This window comes from Pseudomonas sp. LFS044, from assembly GCF_047978245.1.
Taxonomy (GTDB): Bacteria; Pseudomonadota; Gammaproteobacteria; order Pseudomonadales; family Pseudomonadaceae; genus Aquipseudomonas.
The window spans coordinates 36,996-61,254 of sequence record NZ_JBFPFX010000035.1; the positions used below are offsets into that span (position 1 = coordinate 36,996).

General features: G+C 63.8%; 20 protein-coding genes and 1 pseudogene. 8 read left to right on the forward strand and 13 right to left on the reverse strand.

The annotated features are described in order from the left end of the window. The first annotated feature begins 219 nt into the window (after positions 1 to 219). The 5 genes from ACNQPL_RS23620 (at position 220) to ACNQPL_RS23640 (ending at position 7,350) form a co-directional block, all read left to right on the forward strand. A complete protein-coding gene (locus ACNQPL_RS23620; protein ID WP_346614089.1) occupies positions 220 to 1,962 on the forward strand; it encodes a glucan biosynthesis protein G in 1,743 nt (580 codons plus the stop codon). Next, the gene (mdoH, locus tag ACNQPL_RS23625) at positions 1,955 to 4,528 is read left to right on the forward strand and encodes a glucans biosynthesis glucosyltransferase MdoH (protein WP_416468052.1); all 2,574 of its coding nucleotides are present in this window, start codon (positions 1,955 to 1,957) and stop codon (positions 4,526 to 4,528) included. Before ACNQPL_RS23620 ends, mdoH begins: the two co-directional genes overlap by 8 nt. Positions 4,529 to 4,784: 256 nt before the next feature. Further along, positions 4,785 to 5,582 (forward strand): transporter substrate-binding domain-containing protein, encoded by a 798-nt coding sequence (locus tag ACNQPL_RS23630; protein WP_054900389.1) that lies wholly within the window; start codon positions 4,785 to 4,787, stop codon positions 5,580 to 5,582. Between the two features lie 78 nt (positions 5,583 to 5,660). Further along, positions 5,661 to 6,623: an amino acid ABC transporter permease gene (locus ACNQPL_RS23635; protein WP_346614087.1), complete on the forward strand. Its 963-nt coding sequence runs from the start codon at positions 5,661 to 5,663 to the stop codon at positions 6,621 to 6,623. After that, positions 6,616 to 7,350 (forward strand): amino acid ABC transporter ATP-binding protein, encoded by a 735-nt coding sequence (locus tag ACNQPL_RS23640; protein WP_346614217.1) that lies wholly within the window; start codon positions 6,616 to 6,618, stop codon positions 7,348 to 7,350. The genes ACNQPL_RS23635 and ACNQPL_RS23640 overlap by 8 nt, the downstream gene beginning before the upstream one ends. A 121-nt stretch (positions 7,351 to 7,471) precedes the next feature. Here ACNQPL_RS23640 and ACNQPL_RS23645 read toward each other — a convergent pair whose 3' ends face one another. From ACNQPL_RS23645 to ubiE, 12 genes and pseudogenes are all read right to left on the reverse strand, one after another. Then, entirely contained in the window at positions 7,472 to 8,344 is an 873-nt protein-coding gene (locus ACNQPL_RS23645) for a methyl-accepting chemotaxis protein (protein WP_416468057.1), read from the reverse strand. After that, positions 8,327 to 9,415: pseudogene (locus tag ACNQPL_RS23650) on the reverse strand (methyl-accepting chemotaxis protein); the annotation flags it as partial. The pseudogene ACNQPL_RS23650 and the gene ACNQPL_RS23645, both read right to left, overlap by 18 nt. Before the next feature lie 152 nt (positions 9,416 to 9,567). After that, positions 9,568 to 11,484: a methyl-accepting chemotaxis protein gene (locus ACNQPL_RS23655; protein WP_416468053.1), complete on the reverse strand. Its 1,917-nt coding sequence runs from the start codon at positions 11,482 to 11,484 to the stop codon at positions 9,568 to 9,570. Positions 11,485 to 11,587: 103 nt separating this feature from the next. Then, positions 11,588 to 12,295 carry a 16S rRNA (uracil(1498)-N(3))-methyltransferase gene (locus ACNQPL_RS23660; RefSeq protein ID WP_416468054.1) on the reverse strand — a complete coding sequence of 236 codons (708 nt, stop codon included), beginning with the start codon at positions 12,293 to 12,295 and terminating at the stop codon, positions 11,588 to 11,590. Beyond that, positions 12,292 to 13,083, reverse strand: coding sequence for a twin-arginine translocase subunit TatC (gene tatC / locus ACNQPL_RS23665; protein ID WP_346614083.1), 792 nt, complete (start codon positions 13,081 to 13,083; stop codon positions 12,292 to 12,294). Before tatC ends, ACNQPL_RS23660 begins: the two co-directional genes overlap by 4 nt. Next, positions 13,080 to 13,463, reverse strand: coding sequence for a Sec-independent protein translocase protein TatB (gene tatB / locus ACNQPL_RS23670; RefSeq protein WP_346614082.1), 384 nt, complete (start codon positions 13,461 to 13,463; stop codon positions 13,080 to 13,082). Before tatB ends, tatC begins: the two co-directional genes overlap by 4 nt. 3 nt (positions 13,464 to 13,466) lie before the next feature. Beyond that, on the reverse strand, positions 13,467 to 13,769 hold the full coding sequence (locus ACNQPL_RS23675; RefSeq protein WP_346614081.1) for a twin-arginine translocase TatA/TatE family subunit: 303 nt from the start codon (positions 13,767 to 13,769) through the stop codon (positions 13,467 to 13,469). 25 nt (positions 13,770 to 13,794) lie between these two features. Further along, entirely contained in the window at positions 13,795 to 14,130 is a 336-nt protein-coding gene (locus ACNQPL_RS23680) for a phosphoribosyl-ATP diphosphatase (protein ID WP_346614080.1), read from the reverse strand. Between the two features lies 1 nt (position 14,131). Continuing rightward, positions 14,132 to 14,524, reverse strand: a complete 393-nt coding sequence (hisI, locus tag ACNQPL_RS23685; protein ID WP_050707261.1) for a phosphoribosyl-AMP cyclohydrolase — start codon at positions 14,522 to 14,524, stop codon at positions 14,132 to 14,134. Positions 14,525 to 14,597: 73 nt separating this feature from the next. Further along, positions 14,598 to 16,217 carry a ubiquinone biosynthesis regulatory protein kinase UbiB gene (gene ubiB, locus ACNQPL_RS23690; protein ID WP_346614079.1) on the reverse strand — a complete coding sequence of 540 codons (1,620 nt, stop codon included), beginning with the start codon at positions 16,215 to 16,217 and terminating at the stop codon, positions 14,598 to 14,600. Further along, positions 16,214 to 16,837, reverse strand: a complete 624-nt coding sequence (locus ACNQPL_RS23695) for a ubiquinone biosynthesis accessory factor UbiJ (RefSeq protein WP_346614078.1) — start codon at positions 16,835 to 16,837, stop codon at positions 16,214 to 16,216. Before ACNQPL_RS23695 ends, ubiB begins: the two co-directional genes overlap by 4 nt. Further along, entirely contained in the window at positions 16,837 to 17,607 is a 771-nt protein-coding gene (gene ubiE, locus ACNQPL_RS23700; RefSeq protein WP_387522693.1) for a bifunctional demethylmenaquinone methyltransferase/2-methoxy-6-polyprenyl-1,4-benzoquinol methylase UbiE, read from the reverse strand. The genes ACNQPL_RS23695 and ubiE overlap by 1 nt, the downstream gene beginning before the upstream one ends. A 124-nt stretch (positions 17,608 to 17,731) precedes the next feature. On the opposite strand from ubiE, the gene ACNQPL_RS23705 reads away from it, so the two are divergent. Then, entirely contained in the window at positions 17,732 to 18,007 is a 276-nt protein-coding gene (locus ACNQPL_RS23705; RefSeq protein WP_033701930.1) for a polyhydroxyalkanoic acid system family protein, read from the forward strand. Between the two features lie 12 nt (positions 18,008 to 18,019). Here ACNQPL_RS23705 and ACNQPL_RS23710 read toward each other — a convergent pair whose 3' ends face one another. After that, entirely contained in the window at positions 18,020 to 22,738 is a 4,719-nt protein-coding gene (locus ACNQPL_RS23710) for a hypothetical protein (protein WP_416468055.1), read from the reverse strand. A gap of 223 nt (positions 22,739 to 22,961) precedes the next feature. Here ACNQPL_RS23710 and ACNQPL_RS23715 point away from each other — a divergent pair, with 223 nt between their 5' ends. Together ACNQPL_RS23715 and ACNQPL_RS23720 are read left to right on the forward strand one after the other, a co-directional pair. Continuing rightward, on the forward strand, positions 22,962 to 23,381 hold the full coding sequence (locus ACNQPL_RS23715; RefSeq protein ID WP_416468056.1) for a phasin family protein: 420 nt from the start codon (positions 22,962 to 22,964) through the stop codon (positions 23,379 to 23,381). Positions 23,382 to 23,391: 10 nt separating this feature from the next. Further along, entirely contained in the window at positions 23,392 to 24,174 is a 783-nt protein-coding gene (locus tag ACNQPL_RS23720) for a phasin family protein (RefSeq protein WP_346614075.1), read from the forward strand. The last annotated feature ends 85 nt before the right edge of the window (positions 24,175 to 24,259 follow it).

Here is a 24,259-nt window from a genome sequence, read left to right on the forward strand (position 1 = left end):
GATAAATAGTTGTTCCAGCCTGATGCGTTGTAACGCGACCTGCTGGATAATCGCGCGCTGCGTGGGCCTGCGTTCGCAGGTTCGTTCTACTCTGACTCGAGCATTGTCTGGAACCGTTTGGGGAATCATTACGCCCTCACGGGGTCCGAACAGTGCTCGCCAACCCGGCATTTGTCGCTGGCCGTTGGTTTCATGATCTGTTTTCGGCGAGGGTTGCTCGTGATTGTTAGTCCCCAAAAAGCATCAAGAATCCCCGGCATGCGGCTGCGCAAGGCCCTGATGGCCAGTGCGGCACTGGTCGGCCTGATGAGCGCGGGCCAGCTGTGGGCATTCAATCTTGACGATGTTGCAGCCAAGGCAAAGGATCTGGCCGGCCAGAAGTACGAAGCCCCGAAAAGCAACCTGCCGGCCGTGTTCCGCGACATGAAGTTCGCGGACTACCAGAAGATCCACTTCCTGCAGGAAAAGGCCGAGTGGGCCAAGGACAAGACGCCGTTCAAGCTGTCCTTCTACCACCAGGGCATGCATTTCGACACGCCGGTGAAGATCAACGAGGTCACCGCCAGCAAGGTCGAGGAAATCAAGTACGACCCGAGCCGTTTCGAGTTCGGTGACGTGCCGCATGACCCGGAAACCACCAAGAACCTGGGTTACGCCGGTTTCCGCGTGCTGTACCCGATCAACAAGGCCGACAAGCAGGATGAAATCATGACCCTGCTTGGCGCCAGCTATTTCCGCGTGGTCGGCAAGGGCCATGTGTATGGCCTGTCGGCCCGTGGCCTGGCCATCGACACCGCGCTGCCGTCGGGCGAAGAATTCCCGCGTTTCACCGAGTTCTGGGTCGAGAAGCCGAAGCCTGCCGACAAGCACCTGGTGATCTACGCCCTGCTGGATTCGCCGCGTTCCACCGGCGCCTACAAGCTGATCCTGCGCCCAGGCAACGACACCGTGGTCGACGTGCAGTCCCGCGTGTTCCTGCGTGACCACGTCAGCCGCCTGGGTGTTGCCCCGCTGACCAGCATGTACCTGTTCGGGCCTAACCAGCCCTCCAAGGTCATGAACTACCGCCCGGCCCTGCATGACTCCGAAGGCCTGTCGATCCACGCTGGCAACGGCGAATGGCTGTGGCGCCCGCTGAACAACCCGAAACACCTGGCCGTGAGCAACTTCAGCGTCGAGAACCCGCGCGGTTTCGGCCTGATGCAGCGTCATCGCGACTTCAAGGATTACGAAGACCTCGACGACAACTACCAGAAGCGCCCGAGCGCCTGGATCGAGCCGAAAGGCGACTGGGGCAAAGGCACCGTCGATCTGGTCGAGATCCCGACCGCCGACGAAACCAACGACAATATCGTTGCGTTCTGGAGCCCGGAAACCCTGCCAGAGCCAGGCAAGCCGTTCGAATACGCCTACCGCCTGCACTGGACCATCGACGAAGCCAAGTTCCAGGCTCAGGAGCTGGGTTCGGTAACCCAGACCATGCGCTCCACCGGTGACGTCAAGCAGTCCAACCTGATCCGTCAACCGGACGGCAGCGTTGCCTTCCTGGTCGATTTTGCAGGCCCTGCGCTGGCATCCCTGCCGGAAGACGCCGCAGTGCGTAGCCAGATCAGCGTTGGCGACAACGCCGAGGTGGTCGAGAACAATCTGCGCTATAACCCGGAAACCAAAGGCTGGCGCCTGACCCTGCGGTTGAAGGTCAAGGAAGCCAACAAGGCCACCGAGATGCGCGCCGCGCTGGTGCGTGACGTACCGGTCGAGCCGGCCAAGCCTGCCGCAGACGCCAAGCAGGACAAGGCCGCTGCCAAGCACGCCAAGCACGAAAAAACTGCCAAGGCGCAGGAGCCTGCCAAGGCCGAACAACCCGCCGCCGATGCGGCACCCACCAACGGGACCCCGGCCACCACCGAAGAAAAGGTGCTGACCGAGACCTGGAGCTATCAGTTGCCTGCCGATGAGTAACTCAAGCGCAAGGCCGGAATCGCTTGGCGAATACCTGGCCCACCTCCCACTGAGCGATGAGCAGCGCGCGGAACTCGCCAGCTGCACCTCGTTCAGCGAGCTGCACCAACGCCTGGCGGCCAACCCGGCCGCCGAATCCACCGAGGCCGTACAGGCCTCGGTGGGCCCGCGGCTGACCGTGGGCAGCGCCGCCGAGCTGGAAGACGCCGAGATGCTTGGCGTCGACGGCAGCGGCCGGCTGTGCCTGAAGATCGCACCGCCGATCAAACGTACCCGGGTAGTGCCCGAGCCGTGGCGCACCAACGTGCTGATTCGCATGTGGCGGCGCATGACCGGTCGCACCAACGCTCCCCAGCCCGAGCAGCGCGAGCTGCCCAAGGCGCGCTGGCGTACGGTCGGTTCGATCCGCCGCTACATCCTGCTGGCCCTGATGATCGGCCAGACCATCGTCGCCGGCTGGTACATGAAGGGCATCCTGCCGTACCAGGGCTGGTCGTTCGTCGACCTCGACGAAGTGGTCAACCAGCCACTGTGGGACACCGTGGTGCAGGTTTGGCCGTATGCCTTGCAGACGTCCATCCTGATCCTCTTCGGTATCCTCTTCTGCTGGGTTTCGGCGGGCTTCTGGACCGCGCTGATGGGCTTCCTGGAACTGCTCACCGGCCGTGACAAGTACCGCATCTCCGGCAGCAGTGCCGGTAACGAGCCGATCGCACCCGAAGCGCGCACTGCGCTGGTGATGCCGATCTGCAACGAAGACGTGCCGCGCGTGTTCGCCGGCCTGCGGGCGACCTTCGAGTCGGTGGCTGCCAGCGGCAACCTCGACCGTTTCGACTTCTTCGTGCTCAGCGACACCAACGACACCGACATCGCCGTGGCCGAGCAACAGGCCTGGCTGGACGTGTGCCGTGAGACCAAGGGCTTCGGCCGTATTTTCTACCGCCGCCGGCGCCGCCGCGTTAAGCGCAAGAGCGGTAACCTCGACGACTTCTGCCGTCGCTGGGGTGGCGAGTACAAGTACATGGTCGTGCTCGATGCCGACAGCGTCATGAGTGGCGAGTGCCTGAGCAGCCTGGTGCGCCTGATGGAGGCCAACCCGGATGCCGGTATCATCCAGACCGCGCCCAAGGCGTCGGGCATGGACACCCTGTACGCGCGCATGCAGCAGTTCGCTACCCGCGTGTACGGCCCGCTGTTCACGGCCGGCCTGCACTTCTGGCAGCTGGGCGAGTCGCACTACTGGGGCCACAACGCGATCATCCGCATGAAGCCGTTCATCGAGCACTGCGCCCTGGCGCCGTTGCCGGGCAAGGGTGCGTTCGCCGGTGCAATCCTGTCCCACGACTTCGTCGAAGCCGCGCTGATGCGCCGTGCCGGCTGGGGCGTGTGGATCGCCTATGACCTGCCGGGCAGCTACGAAGAACTGCCGCCCAACCTGCTCGACGAGCTCAAGCGTGACCGCCGTTGGTGCCACGGCAACCTGATGAACTTCCGCCTGTTCCTCGTCAAAGGCATGCACCCGGTGCACCGCGCGGTGTTCCTGACCGGCGTGATGTCGTACCTGTCGGCGCCGCTGTGGTTCTTCTTCCTGGTGCTGTCGACCGCGCTGCTGGCGACCAACACGCTGATGGAGCCGCAATACTTCATCGAGCCCTACCAGCTTTACCCGCTGTGGCCACAATGGCACCCGGAGAAGGCCGTTGCGCTGTTCTCTACCACCATCGTGCTGCTGTTCCTGCCCAAGCTGCTCAGCATCATCCTGATCTGGGCCAAGGGCGCGGTCGAGTTTGGCGGGCGCATCAAGGTCACCCTGTCGATGCTGATGGAGATGCTGTTCTCCATGCTGCTGGCGCCGGTGCGGATGATCTTCCACACCCGTTTCGTACTGGCCGCGTTCCTCGGCTGGGCAGCGACCTGGAACTCGCCACAGCGTGACGACGATTCCACCCCGTGGAGCGAGGCCGTGCGCCGCCACGGCCCGCAAACGCTGCTGGGCTTTGCCTGGGCTGCGCTGGTGGCCTGGCTGAACCCGAGCTTCCTGTGGTGGCTGGCGCCGATCGTCGGTTCGCTGGTGCTGTCCATTCCGGTTTCGGTGATCTCCAGCCGTACTCGCCTGGGCCTTGCGGCCAAGGACGAGAAGCTGTTCCTCATCCCTGAGGAATACGCGACGCCGCAGGAGCTGCTGGCAACCGACCAGTACACCCACGAAAACCGCTGGCACGCCCTGCACGACGGCTTTGTGCGCGCCGTGGTCGACCCGCGGCAGAACGCCCTGGCCTGTGCCATGGCCACTGCCCGTCACGGCCAGGCTGCGCCGATTGAAGCGCTGCGTGCCGAACGCGTGGCCAAGGCCATGGAAGTCGGGCCGAAAGGGCTGGACCTCAATACCCGCCTGGCCCTGCTCAGCGACCCGGTGGCGCTGACCCGCCTGCACGAGCAGGTGTGGGCAGAGCACAACGCGGCGTGGATCGATGTGTGGCGCGCTTCCATCAAGAACGACCCGCACTCGCCACTGTTGCCGCTGCACCCGGAAAACGAAGGCCAACCGGCACTCGTCGGCGCCTGAACCATCCATTCGCGGGGCAAGCCCGCTCCCACAGGGATAGCACAGCATTCAACAACTGTGAGGTACCTGTGGGAGCGGGCTTGTCCCGCGAAGCTTTTAACAGCCCATGCATTCGATTTTGGCCAACAAAGTCCCCCCCGGCTCTAGGTCCCAGGGCCGCCATGCGTTAGCATCCCTCTCCGATAAACCACGCCGGCCGGTACGGCCGTGCCAACGATAAGATTCGCTACTTTTCTTGCTAGGGGACTTGGTGATGATGAAGAAATACCTTTCGCGACTGCTGGTCGGCGTCACCGCGCTGGTTGCAGTGGCTTCGGCCCAGGCCGGCGCCATCGACGACGCGGTCAAGCGCGGCACCCTGCGGGTGGGCATGGACCCTACCTACATGCCGTTCCAGATGACCAACAAGCGTGGCGAGATCATCGGCTTTGAAGTCGATATCCTCAAAGCCATGGCCAAATCCATGGGCGTCAAGTTCGAGGCAGTCTCCACCGCCTATGACGGGATCATCCCGGCCCTGCTGACCGACAAGTTCGACATCATCGGCAGCGGCATGACCCTGACCCAGGAACGCAACCTGCGCCTGAACTTCAGCGAACCCTTCATCGTGGTTGGCCAGACCCTGCTGATCCGCAAGGAGCTGGCGGGCGAGATCAAGTCGTACAAGGACCTGAACAACGAGAAGTACCGCATCACCTCCAAGCTCGGCACCACCGGCGAGATGGTTTCCAAGAAACTGATCGCCAAGGCCAAATACCACGGCTACGACAACGAGCAGGAAGCGGTGATGGACGTGGTCAACGGCAAGGCTGACGCCTTCGTCTATGACGCGCCGTACAACGTCGTGGCAGTCGAGAAGGCCGGCGCTGGCAAGCTGCTGTTCCTGGAAGAGCCCTTCACCTACGAGCCGCTGGCTTTCGGCCTGAAGAAAGGCGACTACGACAGCATCAACTTCATCAACAACTTCCTGCACCAGATCAAGCATGACGGGACCTACGATCGTATCCACGACAAGTGGTTCAAGAACAAGGACTGGCTGAAGGAAATGGAATAAGGCCCAGGCCACAAGCCCCCGGCTTTGACCCCGACGCGCAGGTAAACCCTGCGCGTTCGCATTTACGGAAGTACCCACGTGATCAAACACAAGAAAGCCCAATGGCCCTGGCACGCGCTGACTGCGCTGGTCCTGGTGGGCCTGGCGATCAGCCTGTACCTGGCCACCTCGATGATGTCCTACGAGTGGCGCTGGAACCGCGTACCGCAATACTTCGCCTACAAGGCCGAGGAAGCGCAACGCGCCAGCGGCTACGGCACGGTGCAGGAAATCGTCGTCTCCGGCGATAACGCCCGCGTTACGCTCAAAGACGAGAACGGCGATGAGCAAGTGCTCGACGTGGCCAAGGACAGCCTGCAACTTAGCCGCGGTGACGACGTTGCCGAAGGCGACCAGATCGGCGTGACTCGCCACTGGGCAGCCGGCCCGCTGGCATGGGGCCTGTGGACCACCTTGTGGCTTTCGGTGGTGTCCGGGGCGCTGGGCCTGGTGATCGGCCTGTTCGCCGGGCTGTGCCGGCTGTCGAACAACCCGACCCTGCGCGACCTGTCGACCGTCTACGTCGAACTGGTGCGCGGCACGCCGCTGCTGGTACAGATTTTCATCTTCTACTTCTTCATCGGCACTGTGCTCAACCTGTCCCGTGAATTCGCCGGTGTGGCGGCGCTGGCGCTGTTCACCGGTGCTTATGTGGCCGAGATCGTGCGTGCCGGCGTGCAGTCGATCGCCAAGGGCCAGAACGAGGCAGCGCGCTCGCTGGGCCTGAACGCGGGCCAGTCGATGCGCCACGTGATCCTGCCGCAGGCCTTCAAGCGCGTGCTGCCACCGTTGGCCGGGCAGTTCATCAGCCTGGTCAAGGACACCTCGCTGGTGTCGGTGATCGCCATCACTGAGCTGACCAAGAGCGGTCGAGAGGCCATCACCACCTCGTTCTCGACGTTCGAGATCTGGTTCTGCGTGGCAGGCCTGTACCTGCTGATCAACCTGCCGCTGTCGCACCTGGCCAGCCGGCTCGAGCGGAGGCTTGCGCAAAGTGATTGAAGTCCGTGACCTTTTGAAAGTGTTCGACACCCGTGGCCAAGTGGTACGCGCGGTGGACAACGTCACCACCCAGGTGGCCAAGGGCGAAGTGGTCGTGGTGCTCGGCCCGTCGGGCTCGGGCAAGTCGACCTTCCTGCGCTGCTTGAACGGCCTGGAGCATTTCGACGAAGGCCATGTGGCCATCAACGGCCTGCAACTCGCAGACCCGAAGACCGACATCAATGCCTACCGCCGCGAAGTCGGCATGGTGTTCCAGCACTTCAACCTGTTCCCGCACATGACTGTGCTGGAGAACCTGTGCCTGGCCCAGAAGGTCGTGCGCAAACGCGGCAAGGCCGAGCGCGAAGCCAAGGCGCGTGCGCTGCTGGAGAAAGTGGGCATTTCGCAGAAGGCCAACGAGTACCCCTCGCGGCTTTCCGGCGGCCAGCAGCAGCGGGTGGCGATCGCCCGGGCCCTGGCAATGGAGCCTAAGGTGATGCTGTTCGACGAGCCGACCTCGGCGCTCGACCCGGAAATGGTCGGTGAAGTGCTGGACGTGATGAAGACCCTGGCCCAGGAAGGTATGACCATGGTCTGCGTGACCCATGAAATGGGCTTTGCCCGAGAAGTGGCAGACCGGGTGCTGTTCTTCGATCACGGCAAGCTGCTGGAAGATTCTGCCCCGGCAGCGTTCTTCGCCTCACCGAAAGACCCGCGCGCGCAGGCGTTCTTGCGCCAGGTGCTGTAACCGCGCCGCCCCCTTCGCGGGGCAAGCCCGCTCCCACAGGCGCTTCACTGCTCCTTGTGGGAGCGGCGGTGCGGCGATCCGACTTGCCCCGCCAATGGGCCGCAACGCGGCCCCTGCAATCTCAAAGGCTGAACCGCCCCACCATCCGCCGTAGCTGCTGCCCCAGCTGCTCCAGCTCCCCACTCGAAGCGGCCGTCTGCTCACTGGCTGCACTGGTCTGGTCTGACGCATCGCGCACACTGATCACACTGCGGTTGATCTGCTCAGCCACCACGCTCTGCTCCTCGCTGGCCGTGGCGATTTGCTGGTTCATGCCCTGGATGCTCGACACCGTATCGGTGATCTGGCTCAGGGCATCCCCCGCCTTGCGGCTCAGCTCGACGCTCTGCTCGGTCAGGCGCTTGCTGTTGTCGAGCAGGCTGGTGACCTGGTCGGTGCCGCTGTGCAGGCTTTCGATCAGCTGTTCGATCTCTTCGGTGGACTGCTGCGTGCGCTGCGCCAACCCTCTGACTTCATCAGCGACCACGGCAAAACCACGCCCGGCTTCACCGGCTCTGGCGGCCTCGATGGCGGCGTTCAGTGCCAGCAGGTTGGTTTGTTCGGACACCGACTTGATCACATCGAGAATACTGCCGATCCGCTGACTTTCACCTGCCAGGTGCTGCATGGCCGCCAGGCAGTGGTCCATTTGCCCGGCCAGTTGCTCGATACGGTTGATGGCCTCGGCCACCACCTGGTCGCCCAGCTGCGCCTGCTGGTCGGCATTGGTCGCCGCCATCGACGCCTGCTCGGCATTCTGTGCAACTTCCTGCACCGTGGCGCTCATCTGGTTCATGGCGGTGGCTACCTGGTCGGTTTCCTCGCGCTGTTGGTTGATGCGTAGCTTGGTGTCCTCACTGCTGGCCGCCAGTTGTGTAGCGGCTTGTGACAGCTGACCGACACCCTGGTCGATGCCGCCGATCAGCTCGCGCAGGCTGAGGGTCATTTCACGCATGCTGACCTGTAGCTGGCCCATCTCGTCACGACGCTGCACGGGCTCCACCTGGCTGAGGTCGCCGCGTGCGATGCGCGCCGCCACGGCCAGCGTCTGGCGCAGCGGCTGGGTGATCTGCTGAGTGATCAGCCAACCGGCCAGCACCCCGACCACCAGGGCCAGCAGGGCCACGCTGGTCAACAGTGAGCGGGCAGCCAGGGCTTCGCTGTCGCGCTGTTCGATCTTCCTTTCACCCAGCTCCAGGCTGACCGCCCGAAGCTCGTCGCCCTTCTGCTCCATGTCGTCTTGCAGTTGCTCCACACCCAGCGCGGTGCGCCGGTATTGATCGAGGCTAGCGCGGTATTTGCCCAGCTCCACGCCTGGCTGCTCCGTCAGGCTGCGCGGCAGGCCCAAAGGGCCAATGCTTTTGAGCAGTTGGCCGAGGCTGGCTTCGGCGGCGTCCAGCGCGGTATCGCCCACTTTGGCGAAATCGCCCAGCGGCGAGAACGTGTACGCCGGTACCAGGCTCTGCTGATTGGCGCCGTCGACATGCCGGCTGAGCGTGTCCATCAGCCCCAATACGCCGTTCTGCTGGCTGTCGGCGGGCATCTGCAGCAGGGCTTGGGTTTGCAGTTCGTCGATCACTTCGTTGAGCTTCAGTTCCTGCGCCTGCATGGCTGCTCGCAGGGTGCGCCGGCTTTCGACGCCGCGCTGCAGGGCGCTGAAATCGTCGTGCAGGCGCTGCAGCACTTGCAGCTTCTGGCTCAGCATCTGGCGCGATTCATCGACGCTGCTGCGTTGCTGCAGCGCCGTCAGCATGCCATCCAGTTGTTGCAGGATACTGCCGATCTTCGCCTTGCTGGTGTCATCGGCCAGCACCCGGTAGGTGATGCGCTCGGCGCGCAGATCCTTGACCAGGTCGTTGATCCGGCCTATTTCGCTGAGCTGTTCCGAGCGGGTGATGGCACCATCCAGGGCGCGCCAGCCGCTGACGGTGGTGGCCAGGGTAAGCAGCAGGACCACGGCGAAGCCCAGGGCGAGCTTGGCGCCGACACTGATGTTGCCGAGCCTGCGGTTGAGGTAGCCGAACATGGCAAGTCTCCGTCCAGTTGAGTAGGGGAGCCATGCCAGCACTTTGCTGGCATGACACCCCTGCCCATCGGCGGAGAGCGCGTAGGACTTGACCTGAGAATCAGGTAGGAAATTTCAGCCTGATTCGTAGGACGTTACCAGTAGCCGTGCCGTTAGAGCCTGAAGCGCCCGACCAGGCCCTGCAGGTGCGTGCCCAGGCGCGCCAGTTCGACACTGGAACTGGCCGTCTCTTCACTGGCTGCCGAGGTCTGGTCGGAGATATCCCGCACGTTCATCACGCTGCGGTTGATCTCTTCGGCGGTGGCGCTTTGCTGCTCGGCTGCCGTTGCGATCTGCTGGTTCATTGCCTGGATCGACGATACGGTACGGGTGATGGTTTCCAGCGAGCCGCCCGCACGGCGGGTAAGCTCGACGCTGCTGTCGGTGAGCTGGCGGCTGGCGTCCATGACGCTGGCGACCCGCTGGGTGCCGCTTTGCAGGCCGGCAATCAGCTCTTCGATTTCCTCGGTGGACTGCTGAGTGCGTTGCGCCAGGCTGCGCACTTCATCGGCCACCACGGCAAAGCCACGGCCAGCCTCGCCGGCGCGGGCCGCTTCGATGGCCGCGTTCAGGGCCAGCAGGTTGGTCTGCTGGGCAACCGACTTGATCACGTCGAGCACGCTGCCAATCTTGTCGCTCTCGGCTTTGAGCTGGTTCATCGCTTCGCTGGAATTCACCACCTCGCTGGCCAGGCGCTCGATCTGCGCGACGGCCTCGCTGACCACGCGATCGCCTTCACGCGCCTGTTGGTCGGCCATCAGCGCCGCTTCCGAGGCCTGCTCGGCGTTGCGCGCCACTTCGTGCACGGTGGCGGCCATTTCGTTCATGGCGGTCGCTACCTGATCGGTTTCGACCTTCTGGTTGTTGACCCCGGCGCTGGTCTGCTCGGTCACAGCCGACAGCTCTTCGGCGGCGCTGGCGATCTGGGTGACGCCGTCGCCGATGCCGCCGATCAGTTCGCGCAGGCCTTGGGTCATGCGCTGCATGCTGGCCTGCAACTGGCCCAGCTCGTCGCGGCGGGTGCTGACCAGGTCCTGGCGCAGGTCGCCGTTGGCCACGCGTTCGGCGGCGGCCAGGGTCTGGCGCAGCGGGATGATGATCTGCCGGGTGATTGCCCATGCGGCGAGCAAGCCCAGCACCATGGCGAAGGCGGTGGCTGCGCCCAGCATGACTTTGGCCCGGTGGCTGCCGGCGTCACGCACTTCGGTTTGCGAAAGGGTCATCGCCTGGCTGGTTTGCAACAGCACCGAGCCCTGATCGGCCATGTGCTGCAGGGCCAGCTCGCTGGCATTCTGGGCGTCGCCGAACTGGCGTACCGCATCGCGGTAGGCGGCCAAGGCGGTGGCGGAGTCATCGAGGCTGGCGGCATAGTCGGCTGGGAGCTTGCCCGGCAGCGCCTTGAGCTCGGCGAGGGCCTGGTCGATCGCCTTAAGCGCGGTCTGCTGGAAGTCGGCATTACCGCTGTAGGTGTAGCCACGCACCTGGAAGCGCGCCTGCTGAACCAGGGCATTGACCTCGACGGCAGCCTGGTACTGGGTGATATCGCCGCCCTGCAGCAGGCGCTGCTGCACACGGCCGATCAGCTCGACCGCCTTGTCGGCGGTGTCGCCCAGCATGGCGCGGCTCGTGTCACGGCGCTGACCGGCCTGCTTCAGGTCGGTGAGGGCCTGCTGATAGATGCGCACGGCCTCGCGCTGCTGCTCCAGGCGCTGGCGGTCGGCGGGCTGTTCGATCTCCCCGAGCATCCGCTGCACCTGGTGATCGAGGTTGGCCAGCGCCTGATCCAATTCGCCCAACGTGGCGGCGTCGCGTTGACGTTGGTAATGCTGGCGAGCGATGCGCAGTTCCTGGGTGTATTGCTGGATCACCGAAATATTGCCCAGCTTGTCGCCCCGGTCGATGATGCTGTCCATGCCCTTCCAGCCCGTGAAGGTAATGGCCAGGGTGAGCAGGAGCACCAAGCCGAAGCCCAGCCCCAATTTTCGATTGACGCTTATATTCCCCAGCGATTGGGAAAACCTTTGGTACATGTTCGACCCCCCGGCAACGTGGCAGCACGGAATTATTGTTGTGTTGCCAGAGCATCGGCCTGGGTCGGGGAAACTTGATGGGTGGAAAACGCTGACTTTGGTGTCAGAAAATTCGCGATAACAACGCCGTGACGGCCGTTTCCACGCGCAGAATGCGTTCACCCAGCTGCACCGGCGCCAGACCTGCCTTGCCCAGCAGTTCGACTTCGTAGGGGATCCAGCCACCTTCCGGGCCAATCGCCAACGTTACCGGCCCTTCGACTGCACGCGGGCAGGCAGGGTAGGGGCCCGGGTGGCCCACCAGGCCGAGGGTCCCATCGGCGATGGCGGGCAGGCGGTCTTCGACGAACGGTTTAAAGCGCTTCTCGATGAGCACCTCGGGCAGCACCGTGTCGCGGGCCTGTTCCAGCCCCAGAATCAAGTTCTCGCGGATGCTCTCGGGGGTCAGGAAGGGCGTCTGCCAGAAGCTTTTCTCGACTTTGTAACTGTTGACCAGCACCAACCGCTGTACGCCCAGGGTGGCGGCGGTCTGGAACAGCCGGCGCAGCATCTTTGGTCGCGGCACGGCCAGCACCAGGGTCAGCGGCAGTTTGGCGGGCGGCGGCTGGTTGAAGCCGACTTCAAGTTCGGCTTCGTGCTGCTCCAGGCGCACCACCGTGGCGTTGCCCATCAGGCCGTTGATACGGCCCACGCGCAGGCTGTCGCCCACCGCCACACGGTGGATTTCCAGCATGTGGGTAAAGCGCCGATCGGCAAGGACGACACGGTCGGCCGAGACGAAGTCGGCCTCTTCAAGAAGCAACAGGTTCACGGTTGGGTCGCTGGCGGCTGGTCGTTGTGGTCGTTCGCCGCTTCATCATCGCGGTGGCTGCGCTTGCGGATCAGGCTGCCACACAGCACACCGATTTCGAACAGCAGCCACATGGGCACGGCGAGCAGGGTCTGCGAGAAGATGTCTGGCGGGGTGAGGATCATGCCGACCACAAAGCAGCCGATGATCACGTAGGGGCGGATTTTCTTCAGGTATTGCACATCGACCACGCCGATCCACACCAGCAGCACCACCGCCACCGGTATTTCGAAGGCGACGCCGAAGGCGAAGAACAGGGTCATGACGAAATCGAGGTAGTTGGCGATGTCGGTCATCATCGCCACGCCTGCCGGTGTGGCAGCGGCGAAGAATTTGAACATCAGCGGGAACACCAGGAAGTAGGCGAAGGCCATGCCGGCGTAAAACAGGAAGATGCTCGATACCAGCAGCGGAATGGCGATGCGTTTTTCATGGCGGTACAGCCCCGGGGCGATAAAACCCCAGATCTGCTGCAGGATGAACGGGATGGCCAGGAACAGCGAGACGATCATGGTCAGCTTGAACGGCGTCAGGAACGGCGAGGCCACATCGGTGGCGATCATCGTTGCGTTGGCTGGCAAGTGGTCGCGCAGGGGCGCCGAGACCAGGGTGTAGATCTGCTGGGCGAAAGAGAACAGCCCGGCAAAGATCAGGAAGATCGCGGCGACGCAGCGCAACAGGCGCGTGCGCAGTTCGGTCAGGTGCGAGACCAGCGGCATGGGCTGGTCGTCTTGCGGTTTTTCGCTCATGGGGCTCGCGGCGGTTGAGGCTGTTCGGGCTGCTCGGGCGCAGTGGCCGGCGCTACAGGTGCTACCGGCGCTGGCGTTGGCGTGGCGGCAGGCTGCTCGGTAACCGCAGCGGCTGGCGGCGGGGCTGGCGGCGTCAGCGGGTTGAGGATGCGCTTGGCTTCCTGTTCCATCTGCAGGATGTGCTCATTGTGCAACTGACGGCGGATGTCGTCGGCGCCGATTTCGCGCTCGACCTCCATCTTGATGGCGTTGAAGCTGCGCTTGAGCCGGCCGACCCACAGCCCCGCAGTACGCGCGGCGCCAGGCAGGCGCTCGGGGCCGAGCACCAACAGCGCTACCAGGCCGACGAGCAGCAACTCGCTGAAGCTGATGCCGAACATGGCTCAGTCTTTCCGCTGCGGCTCTTGGACCGGCTGGGCCTGGCCCTCGATGGTGTGGCCCTGCGGCTGCGGCTGCGGCTGCTGCGGCGCAGCGGCGTGCGGCTGGGTGGTGTGTACCGGTGGAATCGGCTGGGCTGGCGGCGGGGTCTGCTCGGCCGGCTTGGTCTCTTCGTCGTTCATGGCTTTACGGAAGCCCTTGATCGATTCGCCCAGGTCGCCACCCAGGTTTTTCAGCTTCTTGGTGCCGAACACCAGCACGACGACGACCAGCAGGACGATCCAGTGTTTCCAGTCAAAAATACCCATGGTGCTCTCCTAGAATGCTATTCGGTCAGGCCGAGGGCTGGCGCGCGGCTTTTTCATCGTGCCCGGAGAGGCCGAAACGGCGCTCCAGTTCATCGAGCACGGCTTGTGGATGCTGGCCCAGTGCGCTGAGCATGACCAGGCTATGAAACCACAGGTCGGCGGTTTCATAGATGACATCGCTGTAATCCTTGCTGGCCTCGGCGTCCTTGGCAGCAATGATGGTTTCGACGGACTCTTCGCCAAGTTTCTCGAGGATCTTGTTCAGGCCCTTGTGGTACAGGCTGGCCACATAGGAGCTGTCGGGTGCCGCGTGCTTGCGTTCTTCGAGCACTTCGGCCAGGCGGTTGAGGGTATCGCTCATGTCAGTGTCCTGCGCTGTAGATGGCATCCGGGTCTTTCAACACCGGGTCGACGGTTTTCCACTGGCCGTCTTCGAAGACGCGGTAGAAGCAGCTTTCACGGCCGGTATGGCAAGCGATATGGCCCAGTTGCTCGACCATCAGGATGATCACGTCGGCATCGCAGTCCAGGCGCATCTCGTGCAGCTTCTGCACATGGCCAGATTCCTCGCCCTTGCGCCACAGCTTGCCACGGGAGCGTGACCAGTAGATGGCACGATGCTCGGCGGCAGTCAGTGCCAGCGACTCACGGTTCATCCAGGCCATCATCAGTACGCGTCCGGTCTTGTGGTCCTGGGCGATCGCCGGTACCAGGCCATCGCTGTTCCACTTGATCTCGTCCAGCCAGTCTTTCATCGTCGACTCCAAAGCCGGGCCCGCTCCTGTACCGGGCCCCTTGCGCTAGTGTGCCAGCCAGCAGCGCGGCTGGCTATTGGCGCACGATCAGGTAAAGGCCGGCAGCCACCATCAGCCAGGCCGGCCAGGCAGCTGGGGCTGCCAGGCTGGCGGCCTCGGCAGCACCGGCGGCCAGCACCGCACCGCCACCCAGCAGGCCGGCACCCAGCAGGCGCAGCGCCCAGCGGTCGCCCTGGCGGCGGCGCTCTGGCAGTTGTGGGTCGTGCAGGTGCGGCTGCGACAGGCGTTCGAGCAGGTCGCGGGTCATGTCGGCCAGGTGCGGCAGTTGTTCCACCTGGCTGTGCAGGTTGCCGAACACGGCTTTGGGGCTGTAGCGCTCGCGCATCCAGCGTTCGAGGAACGGCTTGGCGGTGCTCCACAGGTCCAGGTCGGGGTAGAGCTGACGGCCCAGGCCTTCGATGTTGAGCAGGGTCTTCTGCAGCAGCACCAGCTGGGGCTGCACCTCCATGTTGAAGCGCCGGGCAGTCTGGAACAGGCGCATCAGCACCTGGCCGAAGGAAATATCTTTCAACGGTTTTTCGAAGATCGGCTCGCACACGGTGCGGATGGCGGCCTCGAATTCATTGACTTTGGTGTGCGCCGGTACCCAGCCCGAGTCGATGTGCAGCTCGGCAACGCGGCGGTAGTCACGCTTGAAGAAGGCGAACAGGTTGCGCGCCAGGTAGTCCTGGTCCTCGGCGGTGAGGCTGCCGACGATGCCGCAGTCGATGGCAATGTACTGCGGGCTCCACGGCTTTACCGTGCTGACGAAGATGTTGCCGGGGTGCATGTCGGCATGGAAGAAGCTGTCGCGGAACACCTGGGTGAAGAACACCTCGACGCCGCGCTCGGCCAGCAGCTTCATGTCAGTGCGCTGGTCGGCCAGGGTGGCCATGTCGGTCACCGGCACGCCGTAGATGCGTTCCATCACCAGCACCTTGGGGCGGCACAGGTCCCAGTACACCTGGGGCACGTACATCAGCTCCGAGCCCTCGAAGTTGCGCCGCAGCTGGCTGGCGTTGGCCGCCTCGCGCAGCAGGTCGAGCTCGTCGTAGATAGTCTTCTCGTAGTCGCCGACGATTTCCACCGGGTGCAGTCGGCGGGCGTCGGCCGAGGCGCGCTCGGCGGCCTTGGCAATCAGAAACAGCCAGGCCAGGTCCTGGGCGATCACAGGTTTGAGGCCCGGGCGCACCACCTTGACCACCACCTCTTCGCCGGTCTTGAGGCGTGCGGCATGCACCTGCGCCACCGAGGCCGAGGCCAGCGGCTCGACGTCGAAGCGGCTGAACACCTGGCCGACCTTGGCGCCCAGCTGTGCTTCGATCAGCGCCACGGCCTGTTTCGGGTCGAACGGCGGCACGCGGTCCTGCAGCCCCATCAGCTCATCGGCGATGTCGGGGGGCAGCAGGTCGCGGCGGGTGGACAGCAGCTGGCCGAACTTGATGAAGATCGGCCCCAGGTCCTGCAATGCCAGGCGCAGGCGTGCACCGCGGGTGAGCTCGGACGGCTTGCGCGGCAGCCAGCGCCACGGCATCAGCAGGCGCAGGCTGCGCAGCCACCAGGGCAGCGGCAGGTCGAACAACAAGTCATCGAGGCGGTAGCGGATCACCACGCGCTGGATGCGGAAAAGACGGCGGACGGCGAGCAGCTTCATGCGTTATCGCTGGTATCAAGGGATCGGGAGAGGCGCAACAGGCGCGCCTCGAGGCGTTCTATGTCGACCTTCAAGGTGTCGAGCTCGCTGAAGGCGGCTTCGGCTTCACGCTTGCCCACCAGGGTGCGCGACTCTTCGGCCAGGTATTCGGACAGGTTCTGGCTGAAGCGTGCCAGGCCCTGGCGGGTCCAGCGTGCGCGCAGGCGAATGTGGCCTGCCAGCAGCGCCGTGGCGACCGGGCCGAGCCAGCGTTGCAGCTCGTGCTCCCAGTCCAGCTCCAGGTCTTGCAGCACGCCGAACAGGTCGAGCAGCACGGCGCTGTCGCCATGCAGTTCGACCTGCGGGCTGTGCAGCACGGCGGTCTTGTCCCTGGCCAGGGCCAGTTGCGCCAGGCTGCCGGCCGGTGCACGCAGGCTGCAGTCCACCTCGCCCTCCCAATGGGCGGCGAGCATCAGGCCTTCTTCATCGGGCAGGATGAAGACCTGCAGGGCCGGCTGACGGCAGTCGATTTCGATGACCTTGCCTTCCAGCGCGGCCAGCCGCGGCAGGGCCGTGCTGTCCATGCGCAGGACGCGGTTCAGGCCATGTTCGACGCTGGCGAGCAGCCCTGCCAGCAGCATCAGGGCTTGATTCCCCGGTGCACGGCGACGATGCCGCTGGTCATGTTGTGGTAGGTGACGCGGTCGAAACCGGCCTCGACCATCATGCTCTTGAGGGTTTCCTGATCCGGGTGCATGCGGATCGATTCGGCGAGGTAACGGTAGCTTTCCGAGTCATTGGTGATGAGCTTGCCGGCCAGTGGCATGAAGGCGAACGAGTAAGCGTCGTAGGCTTTGGACATGAGCTTGTTGGTCGGCTTGGAGAACTCCAGGATCAACAGGCGGCCACCGGGCTTGAGCACGCGCAGCATCGAGCGGATCGCTGCGTCCTTGTGGGTGACGTTGCGCAGGCCGAAGGCGATGGTCACGCAGTCGAAGTGGTTGTCCGGAAACGGCAGCTTTTCAGCGTCGGCCTGGACGAACTCGATGTTGCCGGCCACGCCACGGTCGAGCAGGCGGTCACGGCCGACTTTGAGCATCGAATCGTTGATGTCGGCGAGCACCACTTGACCGGTTGGGCCAACCAGGCGCGAGAACTTGGCGGCCAGGTCGCCGGTGCCACCGGCGATGTCCAGCACGCGGTTACCGCTGCGCACGCCCGACAGCTCGATGGTGAAGCGCTTCCACAAGCGGTGCATGCCGCCGGAAAGCACGTCGTTCATCAGGTCGTACTTGGCGGCCACCGAGTGGAATACCTCGGCGACTTTCTTTGCCTTCTGGCTCTCGGGGACGTCCTGGTAGCCGAAATGAGTGGTGGGTTCGGCGTGTTCGCCTTTGCGCTGGTCGTTCATATCGCTTCACCGGAAAAAATTACCGCCATTCTAGGGCGAACGGGCGGATTTGTCTTGGCGGGGTGTGCCAGTGGGCAGGGGCGGGCATAATGCCAATTATGTCTTCATCTTCAGGAACACCCGCATGACCCAGATCAGCGTCGAACGCAAACACTCCCTAGGCCGCGAGGCCGCCCGCGCCAAGGCCGAAGCGCTGGTCGACAAGCTCAGCCGTGAGTACGACCTCAAGGCCACCTGGAACGGCGACCGCGTGGACGTGGCGCGCAGTGGCGCCAATGGCAGCGTGCACATTGGCGACGACAGCATCCGCGTCGAATTGAAGCTGGGCATGATGCTGTCGATGATGAGCGGCACCATCAAGGGTGAAATCGAGCGGGCGCTGGACAAGGCACTGGCCTGACGCCCTCTGTAGTCAGTTGTCGGGGAAAGGAATCACGCCTTCGATCTGCTCTAGGCGCAGGTCGCCTCGGTAGACATGGATCCGCTCTGCCGGGTCGCGGGAGCGCTCCAGCTTTTCCTCGCGGCTCATGGCCCGGGGTTCCCAGAACTTCAAATGGGCCTTGGCAAACCTGCGAGCCGCGGCTTGGGCACTGGTGTAGTGAAAGTGCGCTTCCCAGAGCATCTGCCTGGGTTGCTTGCGAAAAATGCTGTAGACATCCAGGTAGTCGTCGGCTTTGAGCCGCTTGCGCGCCTTGCTCAGGGTTATCTCGATCTGGCCTTGCTCATGAAGGTAGCGCAATGCCTTGCTGTCCGGATGCCGCGTGTTGAAGTAGGCGTCGGTAAGCAAGCGGCGCTTTTCAGCCTGCAGCGCCTCGACCGCCTCGTTCAGTTGCCCTGCGAGGGCCTGGCCCTCGGCCGGACCGGCCGTCAACTGCCGGGCGATGTCGTCCATGTCCTGGATCTGCCAGTCCATCAGGTCTGCCAGGCTGTTGGGTTCATTCGAATAGCGGGCGGCCAGGGCGAGCTTGCCAGCCTTCTGCGCAAGCAGGCTGGCGCCGACGCGGCGAAGGTAGGCGTTGCTACGCAGGGGTGCGGCGCTGGGTACCGGTTCCCACTGCTCGCCACGCTGCTGGTACTGGACGGTCTGCTGGGTGACAGGGTCGCTCTGCGTCGCCAGGTGCCCTTCTTCGGTGTCTTCGGCCAGGATCGTTCTACCCTGCACGGTGCGGATCAGCTTGCGTCTGCCTGGGCGCCCGCGGTAGGTCAACTGCCTGGGCTGGGCGGGCATGCCGCCTTGGCGGGCGAGCAGGGCGTTGCTCAAGTCATGCTCGGCCGCTGACTTCAAGGCCGTTACCTCGCCTATGTACTGCTCCAGGCGTGCAGTATCAAGTGCCGGCTCGTTCAACGACAGCAGGTAGTTGGCCTTGCCAAGCGAAGCCTGGTATTCGCGTACGGCATTGCCGAGGATTTCCGCTTGCTCTTCGGCGGGCAGGTTCGCCGCCGCCAGGCCATCGTGGCTCAGCAGTGCCGCCTCGAAGCCGCGATCGCGCAGGCTTGCTTGCATGCGCAGCAGTTCGTCGAAGTTTTCACCGGTCAGTTGCTCCCTGTTCACTACCAACTGGGCCAGATCGCTGATCACCTGGCCGCGGGTGATGACGGTCGAGTAGTGGCGCTGGCCAATGATTTTTTCCAGCTTCGCCGGTTTGTCCTTGAACTGCAGGGTGGAGTCGGCCAGGGCGTGTGCGATGTTCTGGTCCAGGCGTTCACTGACCGTGAGTACGCGCTTGTGAGTGGCGTGCGCCGCTGCCAGGTTGTCGCGGTACGCAAGGTACAGCAACCCTTGTTCCTGGCCGAACGGTAACTTGACCAGTTGCGCCGACTGTTGCCTCAGGACCTCATAGTCGGTGAGGTCGAGCAGGCGGTGGAACAGATGCAGGTCGGTGTCGAGCAGTTGTTCCGCCCACTGACTGCGGCCCAGGACCGATGTGCTCCGTGGGTCGAGCCTGGCGAAGCGCGGCTCGCTCATCTGGGTGAACAGCCTGACTTGCGAGGCCAGCAGGTCGGCCTGCTTTTCATAAGTCAGCGAGATGATCAGCAAATGCGGCCGGATCTCGTTGCGCATGGTCTGCACCGTGCGCAACTGTTCCTGCAGCGTTTCTGGCAGGTCGCCGCGGGCGATACCCGGGTGTTCACGCAGCGCTCGCCTGACTTCCCGCGCGGCCTCGTCGTAGGGTTTGCTCAGTTCCAGGTACCTTTCGATGAAGGTCTCGTTCTTCAGGATCGCCTGGTCGTTGCGTTTTCGCTGTTCCTGCAGGGCAACAATCGCGGTTCGGTTCTCATCCACTACCTCCTTGCGTGACCTGGGCATGCCGCCCGCCAGCCGCAGGTCGATCATCCATTCGCCGTTCCAGCGGGTCAGCCAGGGCCCTCTGCTGCGTTCGCGCCCGACGATGTGGTAGCCATCCCAGGCACCGCCAAGCGCCTGCCAGTCGCCTGCACTGGTATCGGGGCCGATGATGCGCAGGCCGGTGTAGGTCTCTTCGACCTCGTAGGTGGTGGCCTCGAGCTTCACGTAATAGCGCTCGTCGACCTTGTACAGCCCGCGCAGGCGCCCTTGCTGCTGCGCCGCCAGCCCTTGCAGGTCAACCCTGGCACGCATTTCGAGCAGGGCATTGCGCGCCGCGCTCGGAAGGTTGCCGATGCGTTGGTTATTGCCCCAGGCGCTTACCTTGCAGGGGGTGGGCCCAGGCAGCTGGGACGGGTCTTGCCAGGCCCTGGCCTGGGGCTGTTCCTGTCGCGCCGCACTGCCGGCCTGGCGAGGCGATGGGCCACCGAGGTACAGCTCAGCCTTTTCCGGCTGTACCCGTTGCGGCGGTGCCATGTCATGAACGTGAACCAGCAGCATGGCGATATTGGCCAGCAGGTCGGAGGCGGCCAACGCCTTCTCCTCCAGGCTGCCTGTGGCTAGCGCTGACAGGTCGGTTTCAAGGCTGACCACTGTGCCGACCAGCCAGATCACCGTAGCCGCAGGCCCGCGCAGCAGCGTTGTCACCGTGTTGAACGCCATCCAGCCAAGTTGCACCACCATCGCCCAGCGCAGCTGGGCATTGGAGACACTCTGGCGCGAAGCCAGCAGCACCATCGCTTCGGCATGGGATTGAAGCAGCTGGGTGGGCAGATCGTCCGACCAGGCAGCGAAGGCCAGGTTGGCTGGCGCACGCAACTGCTCCAGGGCGTGTTCGGTCAGCACCGTGCCGGCCCCCAGCAAGTCGGCCAGTTCAGACAGCTGCGGGTGCAGGTGGGGCCGGGTGAACCCTCCGTTGTCATAGATTGAGCGGTCCGCGTCATCCAGCCAGGCGAGGATGCTTTGTTGCAGTTCGCCAGGCGCGCGGATATCGGCCATCAACAGTGCTTCGCTGGTGTATGCCAGCAGTCTGCGGTCGGCGGCCAGCGGGCGATAGAGGACCCAAATGCGTGGTTGTGCGACCACGATCACGAACATCCCATGCACCCGGTTGGCACGGCTGGCGCCCGGTGCGCAATGGAATGCCAGCGGGGCTACGCTGACTGGCGCGGTGGCCGTTGTCGTGTCACGGCAGAACAGCATCAATGCCTGGCAGGCCTGTTCGCCCAAGCGCCCCTCGATCCTGGCCTGGAGAGCGTCCAGCAGCAGGCTGCTGCGCCATTCCCTGGCGAAGCGCTGGATACGCTGGTCACGGTCGACCGGGTCCTGCAGCTTTTCGTGGATGTACAGGGGATATTGGCCACCCACATCCACCGTATTTACCAGGCGATTGACGTAATCGAGGTCCAGCCAGCCTTCGACGGGTTGTGTGCCGGCTGCTGTGACTGCCGTGGCGACTTCCTGCAGGTTCGGTTGCAAGCGCGAGATGGCCAGTTCGGTCAGGGAGACGGGTTTGAGCGGCTCCAGGCGCGCTGGCCCGGTGGACGATATCTCGACCACTTGCGAAATCGAGACAAGCAACTGATCGGAGGCCGGCACCGCCTTGCCGGGGTGGTCCGCGCTCATCTGTTCGCGCAGGCGGCGGGTGGAGTACTGCTGCAGGTCCTCGAAGTCGTCCGCCGCTGTCGTTGCTGCTGTCAGCGCCTGGCGAGCGGACAGCGCCAGCATCGCCCGGTGGTAGTCGAAGCGGTCACTGATGGCGGCTTGGGCAAGCCAGGCTGGCAGCGGGATGGCCGGCGCCTGCCGGGCGATGCAGGTGTGCTCCGGGAAGGCCACGGAGGGGTCGCAGAGCTGGCTGTAAAGGCGCTCCAGGTCGTCGACGCGTGCGATCGCGCATAGCTGTACGCGTTCGATGGCCTGCAAGACACCGTTCAGCAACTGGCAGGCCTGGTAGCGGAACGCATTTCCCTCTACCGGCTTGCATGCCCAGGCCAGCGTGTCGAAACCGTAGTGGTCGGCGAGTTCGTCGCGCAAGGCCAGGGCGAAGGTGGATAAATCGTCGAAGCTGCGTACCGTACCCGAAGGTTTGCACCAGAGCACCAGCCTGTTCTCGTTGCGCTCCGCGATCATGAGCAGGTCCGCAGATACCAGGTGATGTGCCTCGCCCCCTTGTTGCAATGTCACTTGCAGGCCCTGCATGGCGGGTGCACTGCTGTCTTCGGCTACACAGGCGTACAACAGGCGTTTCGCATCGATGGGCAGGCCCTGGCTCTCGAGTTCACTGAGCAGTGCAGCCTTGATCATCTGCTCCAGCCAGCGCAAACGTGACACACCCGAGTCGGCTTCGCCGCCATTCCAGAAACTCACCTGCGCTTGCTGAAGCGCCACGGTGAGCGTCGTCAGCATGTCGTTGAACGCCCGGCCCACAACATCCATCCGCAGGTCGATGGTGGGCGCTTGCGGCTGCGGGCGAAAGACCGCTGGCGGCTTCAGGCTGAATTGGTCGGTGGGGGCCAATGACAGGGGTGTGCTGCCAAGGAAGTGCGTAAGCAGCGTGTTGATCAGGTCACTTTGCCGAGCCGCGCCGTCATCTGTCGGCGCATGCACAATGGCCATACCTTCGAGCGATCGTAGCCCGGGATGATTGCTGCGGATCCACGGATAATGGTCTACCAGCACCTCGAAGGCGGCGCGGGCCATGACGCTGCGCAGGCTGGGGCGTTCGGCGAAGTGGGTGGCCACCCTTTGCCTGTACGAGTTGAGGGGAGTGGAAAACGAGTCGGGCATTGCAGCGGCGCTCCGTGGGTTAGGGAGGCCGATGCTTGCTCGCGCTGCCAGGCGGGCGGTGGTAGATAGGTAAAGGTGCGCCTGTTGCAACGCAGTAGGTTCCCCGCACAGGCACTTCGTCTGCAAAGCCTAGGGTGAAGATTCTAATTTTGCTCATTACCTTATGCTCAAGCCCAACCTTCATGGGCGGTTCTCCTCCACTCATGAGCATGAGGTACAGAGCATGGCCAAAGTGAATGTGAAGAAAAAGGAAGACGTCCAGAGCACGTTGGGCGAGGTGCGCGGTTATGCGCGCAGGATCTGGCTGGCAGGCATTGGCGCCTACGCCCGTGTTGGCCAGGAAGGCTCCGAGTACTTTCAGGAGCTGGTGAAAGCCGGTGAAGGCGTCGAGAAGCGTGGCAAGAAACGTATCGACAAAGAGCTCGATGCCGCTAACAACCAGATCGACGAAGCCGCTGAAGAAGTCAGCCGCGTACGCGGCAAGGTCGAGATTCAACTCGACAAGATCGAAAAAGCTTTCGACGCACGGGTAGGTCGCGCCTTGAATCGCCTCGGCATTCCGTCTAAACATGACGTTGAGGCGTTGTCCATCAAGCTTGAACAGCTGCATGAGCTGCTCGAGCGCGTCGCGCACAAACCATAAGGAGAGCAGGATGGCTGGCAAGAAGAATTCCGACAAAGAAGGCAGCTCCTGGGTCGGTGGGATCGAGAAGTACTCCCGCAAGATCTGGCTGGCAGGGCTGGGTATCTACTCGAAAGTCGACCAGGACGGCCCGAAGCTGTTCGACTCGCTGGTGAAGGATGGCGAGAAGGCCGAGAAGCAGGCGAAGAAGGCTGCAGAAGATGTGGCCGACAGCGCCAAGTCTTCGACCACCTCGCGCGTGTCCGGCGTGAAAGATCGCGCATTGGGCAAGTGGAGCGAACTCGAAGAGGCCTTCGACAAGCGCTTGAACAGCGCCATTTCGCGCCTTGGCGTGCCGAGCCGCAATGAGATCAAGGCGCTGCACCAGCAGGTTGATAGCCTGACCAAGCAGATCGAGAAACTGACCGGGGCTTCGGTCACGCCAATCTCGTCGCGCGCCGCTGCGGCCAAGCCTGCAGCCAGCAAGACTGCAGCCAAACCGCTGGCCAAGGCAGCTGCCAAGCCTGCAGCAAAAACGGCGGCGGCCAAGCCTGCGGCCAAACCAGCGGCCAAGACTGCTGCGGCCAAACCTGCGGCGAAACCTGCAGCCAAGCCAGTTGCTGCCAAGCCTGCAGCAAAACCTGCTGCTGCGAAAAAACCTGCGGTGAAGAAGGCACCGGCCAAGCCGGCAGCCGCCAAGCCGGCAGCACCGGCGGCCAGTGCCGCACCGGCCGCTACCGCGGCGCCAGCGCCAAGCGCGGCACCTGCCAGCAACGCACCGTCGGCACCAGTGGCTACCGGCACGCTGATCTAACAGCGGCGCGGGGCTCTTCGCGGGGCAAGCCCGCTCCCACAGGTACAGCGCTGATTCGGCAATCGGCGCTGTACCTGTGGGAGCG

Excerpts from the sequence above, each read along its gene's own strand:
- mdoH (WP_416468052.1), top strand. The coding sequence starts at position 1,955 with ATGAGTAACTCAAGCGCAAGGCCGGAATCGCTTGGCGAATACCTGGCC.
- ACNQPL_RS23630 (WP_054900389.1), top strand. The coding sequence starts at position 4,785 with ATGAAGAAATACCTTTCGCGACTGCTGGTCGGCGTCACCGCGCTGGTT.
- ACNQPL_RS23645 (WP_416468057.1), bottom strand. The coding sequence starts at position 8,344 with ATGCGTGAAATGACCCTCAGCCTGCGCGAGCTGATCGGCGGCATCGAC.
- ACNQPL_RS23655 (WP_416468053.1), bottom strand. The coding sequence starts at position 11,484 with ATGTACCAAAGGTTTTCCCAATCGCTGGGGAATATAAGCGTCAATCGA.
- tatC (WP_346614083.1), bottom strand. The coding sequence starts at position 13,083 with ATGAGCGAAAAACCGCAAGACGACCAGCCCATGCCGCTGGTCTCGCAC.
- tatB (WP_346614082.1), bottom strand. The coding sequence starts at position 13,463 with ATGTTCGGCATCAGCTTCAGCGAGTTGCTGCTCGTCGGCCTGGTAGCG.
- ACNQPL_RS23675 (WP_346614081.1), bottom strand. The coding sequence starts at position 13,769 with ATGGGTATTTTTGACTGGAAACACTGGATCGTCCTGCTGGTCGTCGTC.
- ACNQPL_RS23680 (WP_346614080.1), bottom strand. The coding sequence starts at position 14,130 with ATGAGCGATACCCTCAACCGCCTGGCCGAAGTGCTCGAAGAACGCAAG.
- hisI (WP_050707261.1), bottom strand. The coding sequence starts at position 14,524 with ATGAAAGACTGGCTGGACGAGATCAAGTGGAACAGCGATGGCCTGGTA.
- ubiB (WP_346614079.1), bottom strand. The coding sequence starts at position 16,217 with ATGAAGCTGCTCGCCGTCCGCCGTCTTTTCCGCATCCAGCGCGTGGTG.
- ACNQPL_RS23695 (WP_346614078.1), bottom strand. The coding sequence starts at position 16,837 with ATGCTGCTGGCAGGGCTGCTCGCCAGCGTCGAACATGGCCTGAACCGC.
- ubiE (WP_387522693.1), bottom strand. The coding sequence starts at position 17,607 with ATGAACGACCAGCGCAAAGGCGAACACGCCGAACCCACCACTCATTTC.
- ACNQPL_RS23705 (WP_033701930.1), top strand. The coding sequence starts at position 17,732 with ATGACCCAGATCAGCGTCGAACGCAAACACTCCCTAGGCCGCGAGGCC.
- ACNQPL_RS23710 (WP_416468055.1), bottom strand. The coding sequence starts at position 22,738 with ATGCCCGACTCGTTTTCCACTCCCCTCAACTCGTACAGGCAAAGGGTG.
- ACNQPL_RS23715 (WP_416468056.1), top strand. The coding sequence starts at position 22,962 with ATGGCCAAAGTGAATGTGAAGAAAAAGGAAGACGTCCAGAGCACGTTG.
- ACNQPL_RS23720 (WP_346614075.1), top strand. The coding sequence starts at position 23,392 with ATGGCTGGCAAGAAGAATTCCGACAAAGAAGGCAGCTCCTGGGTCGGT.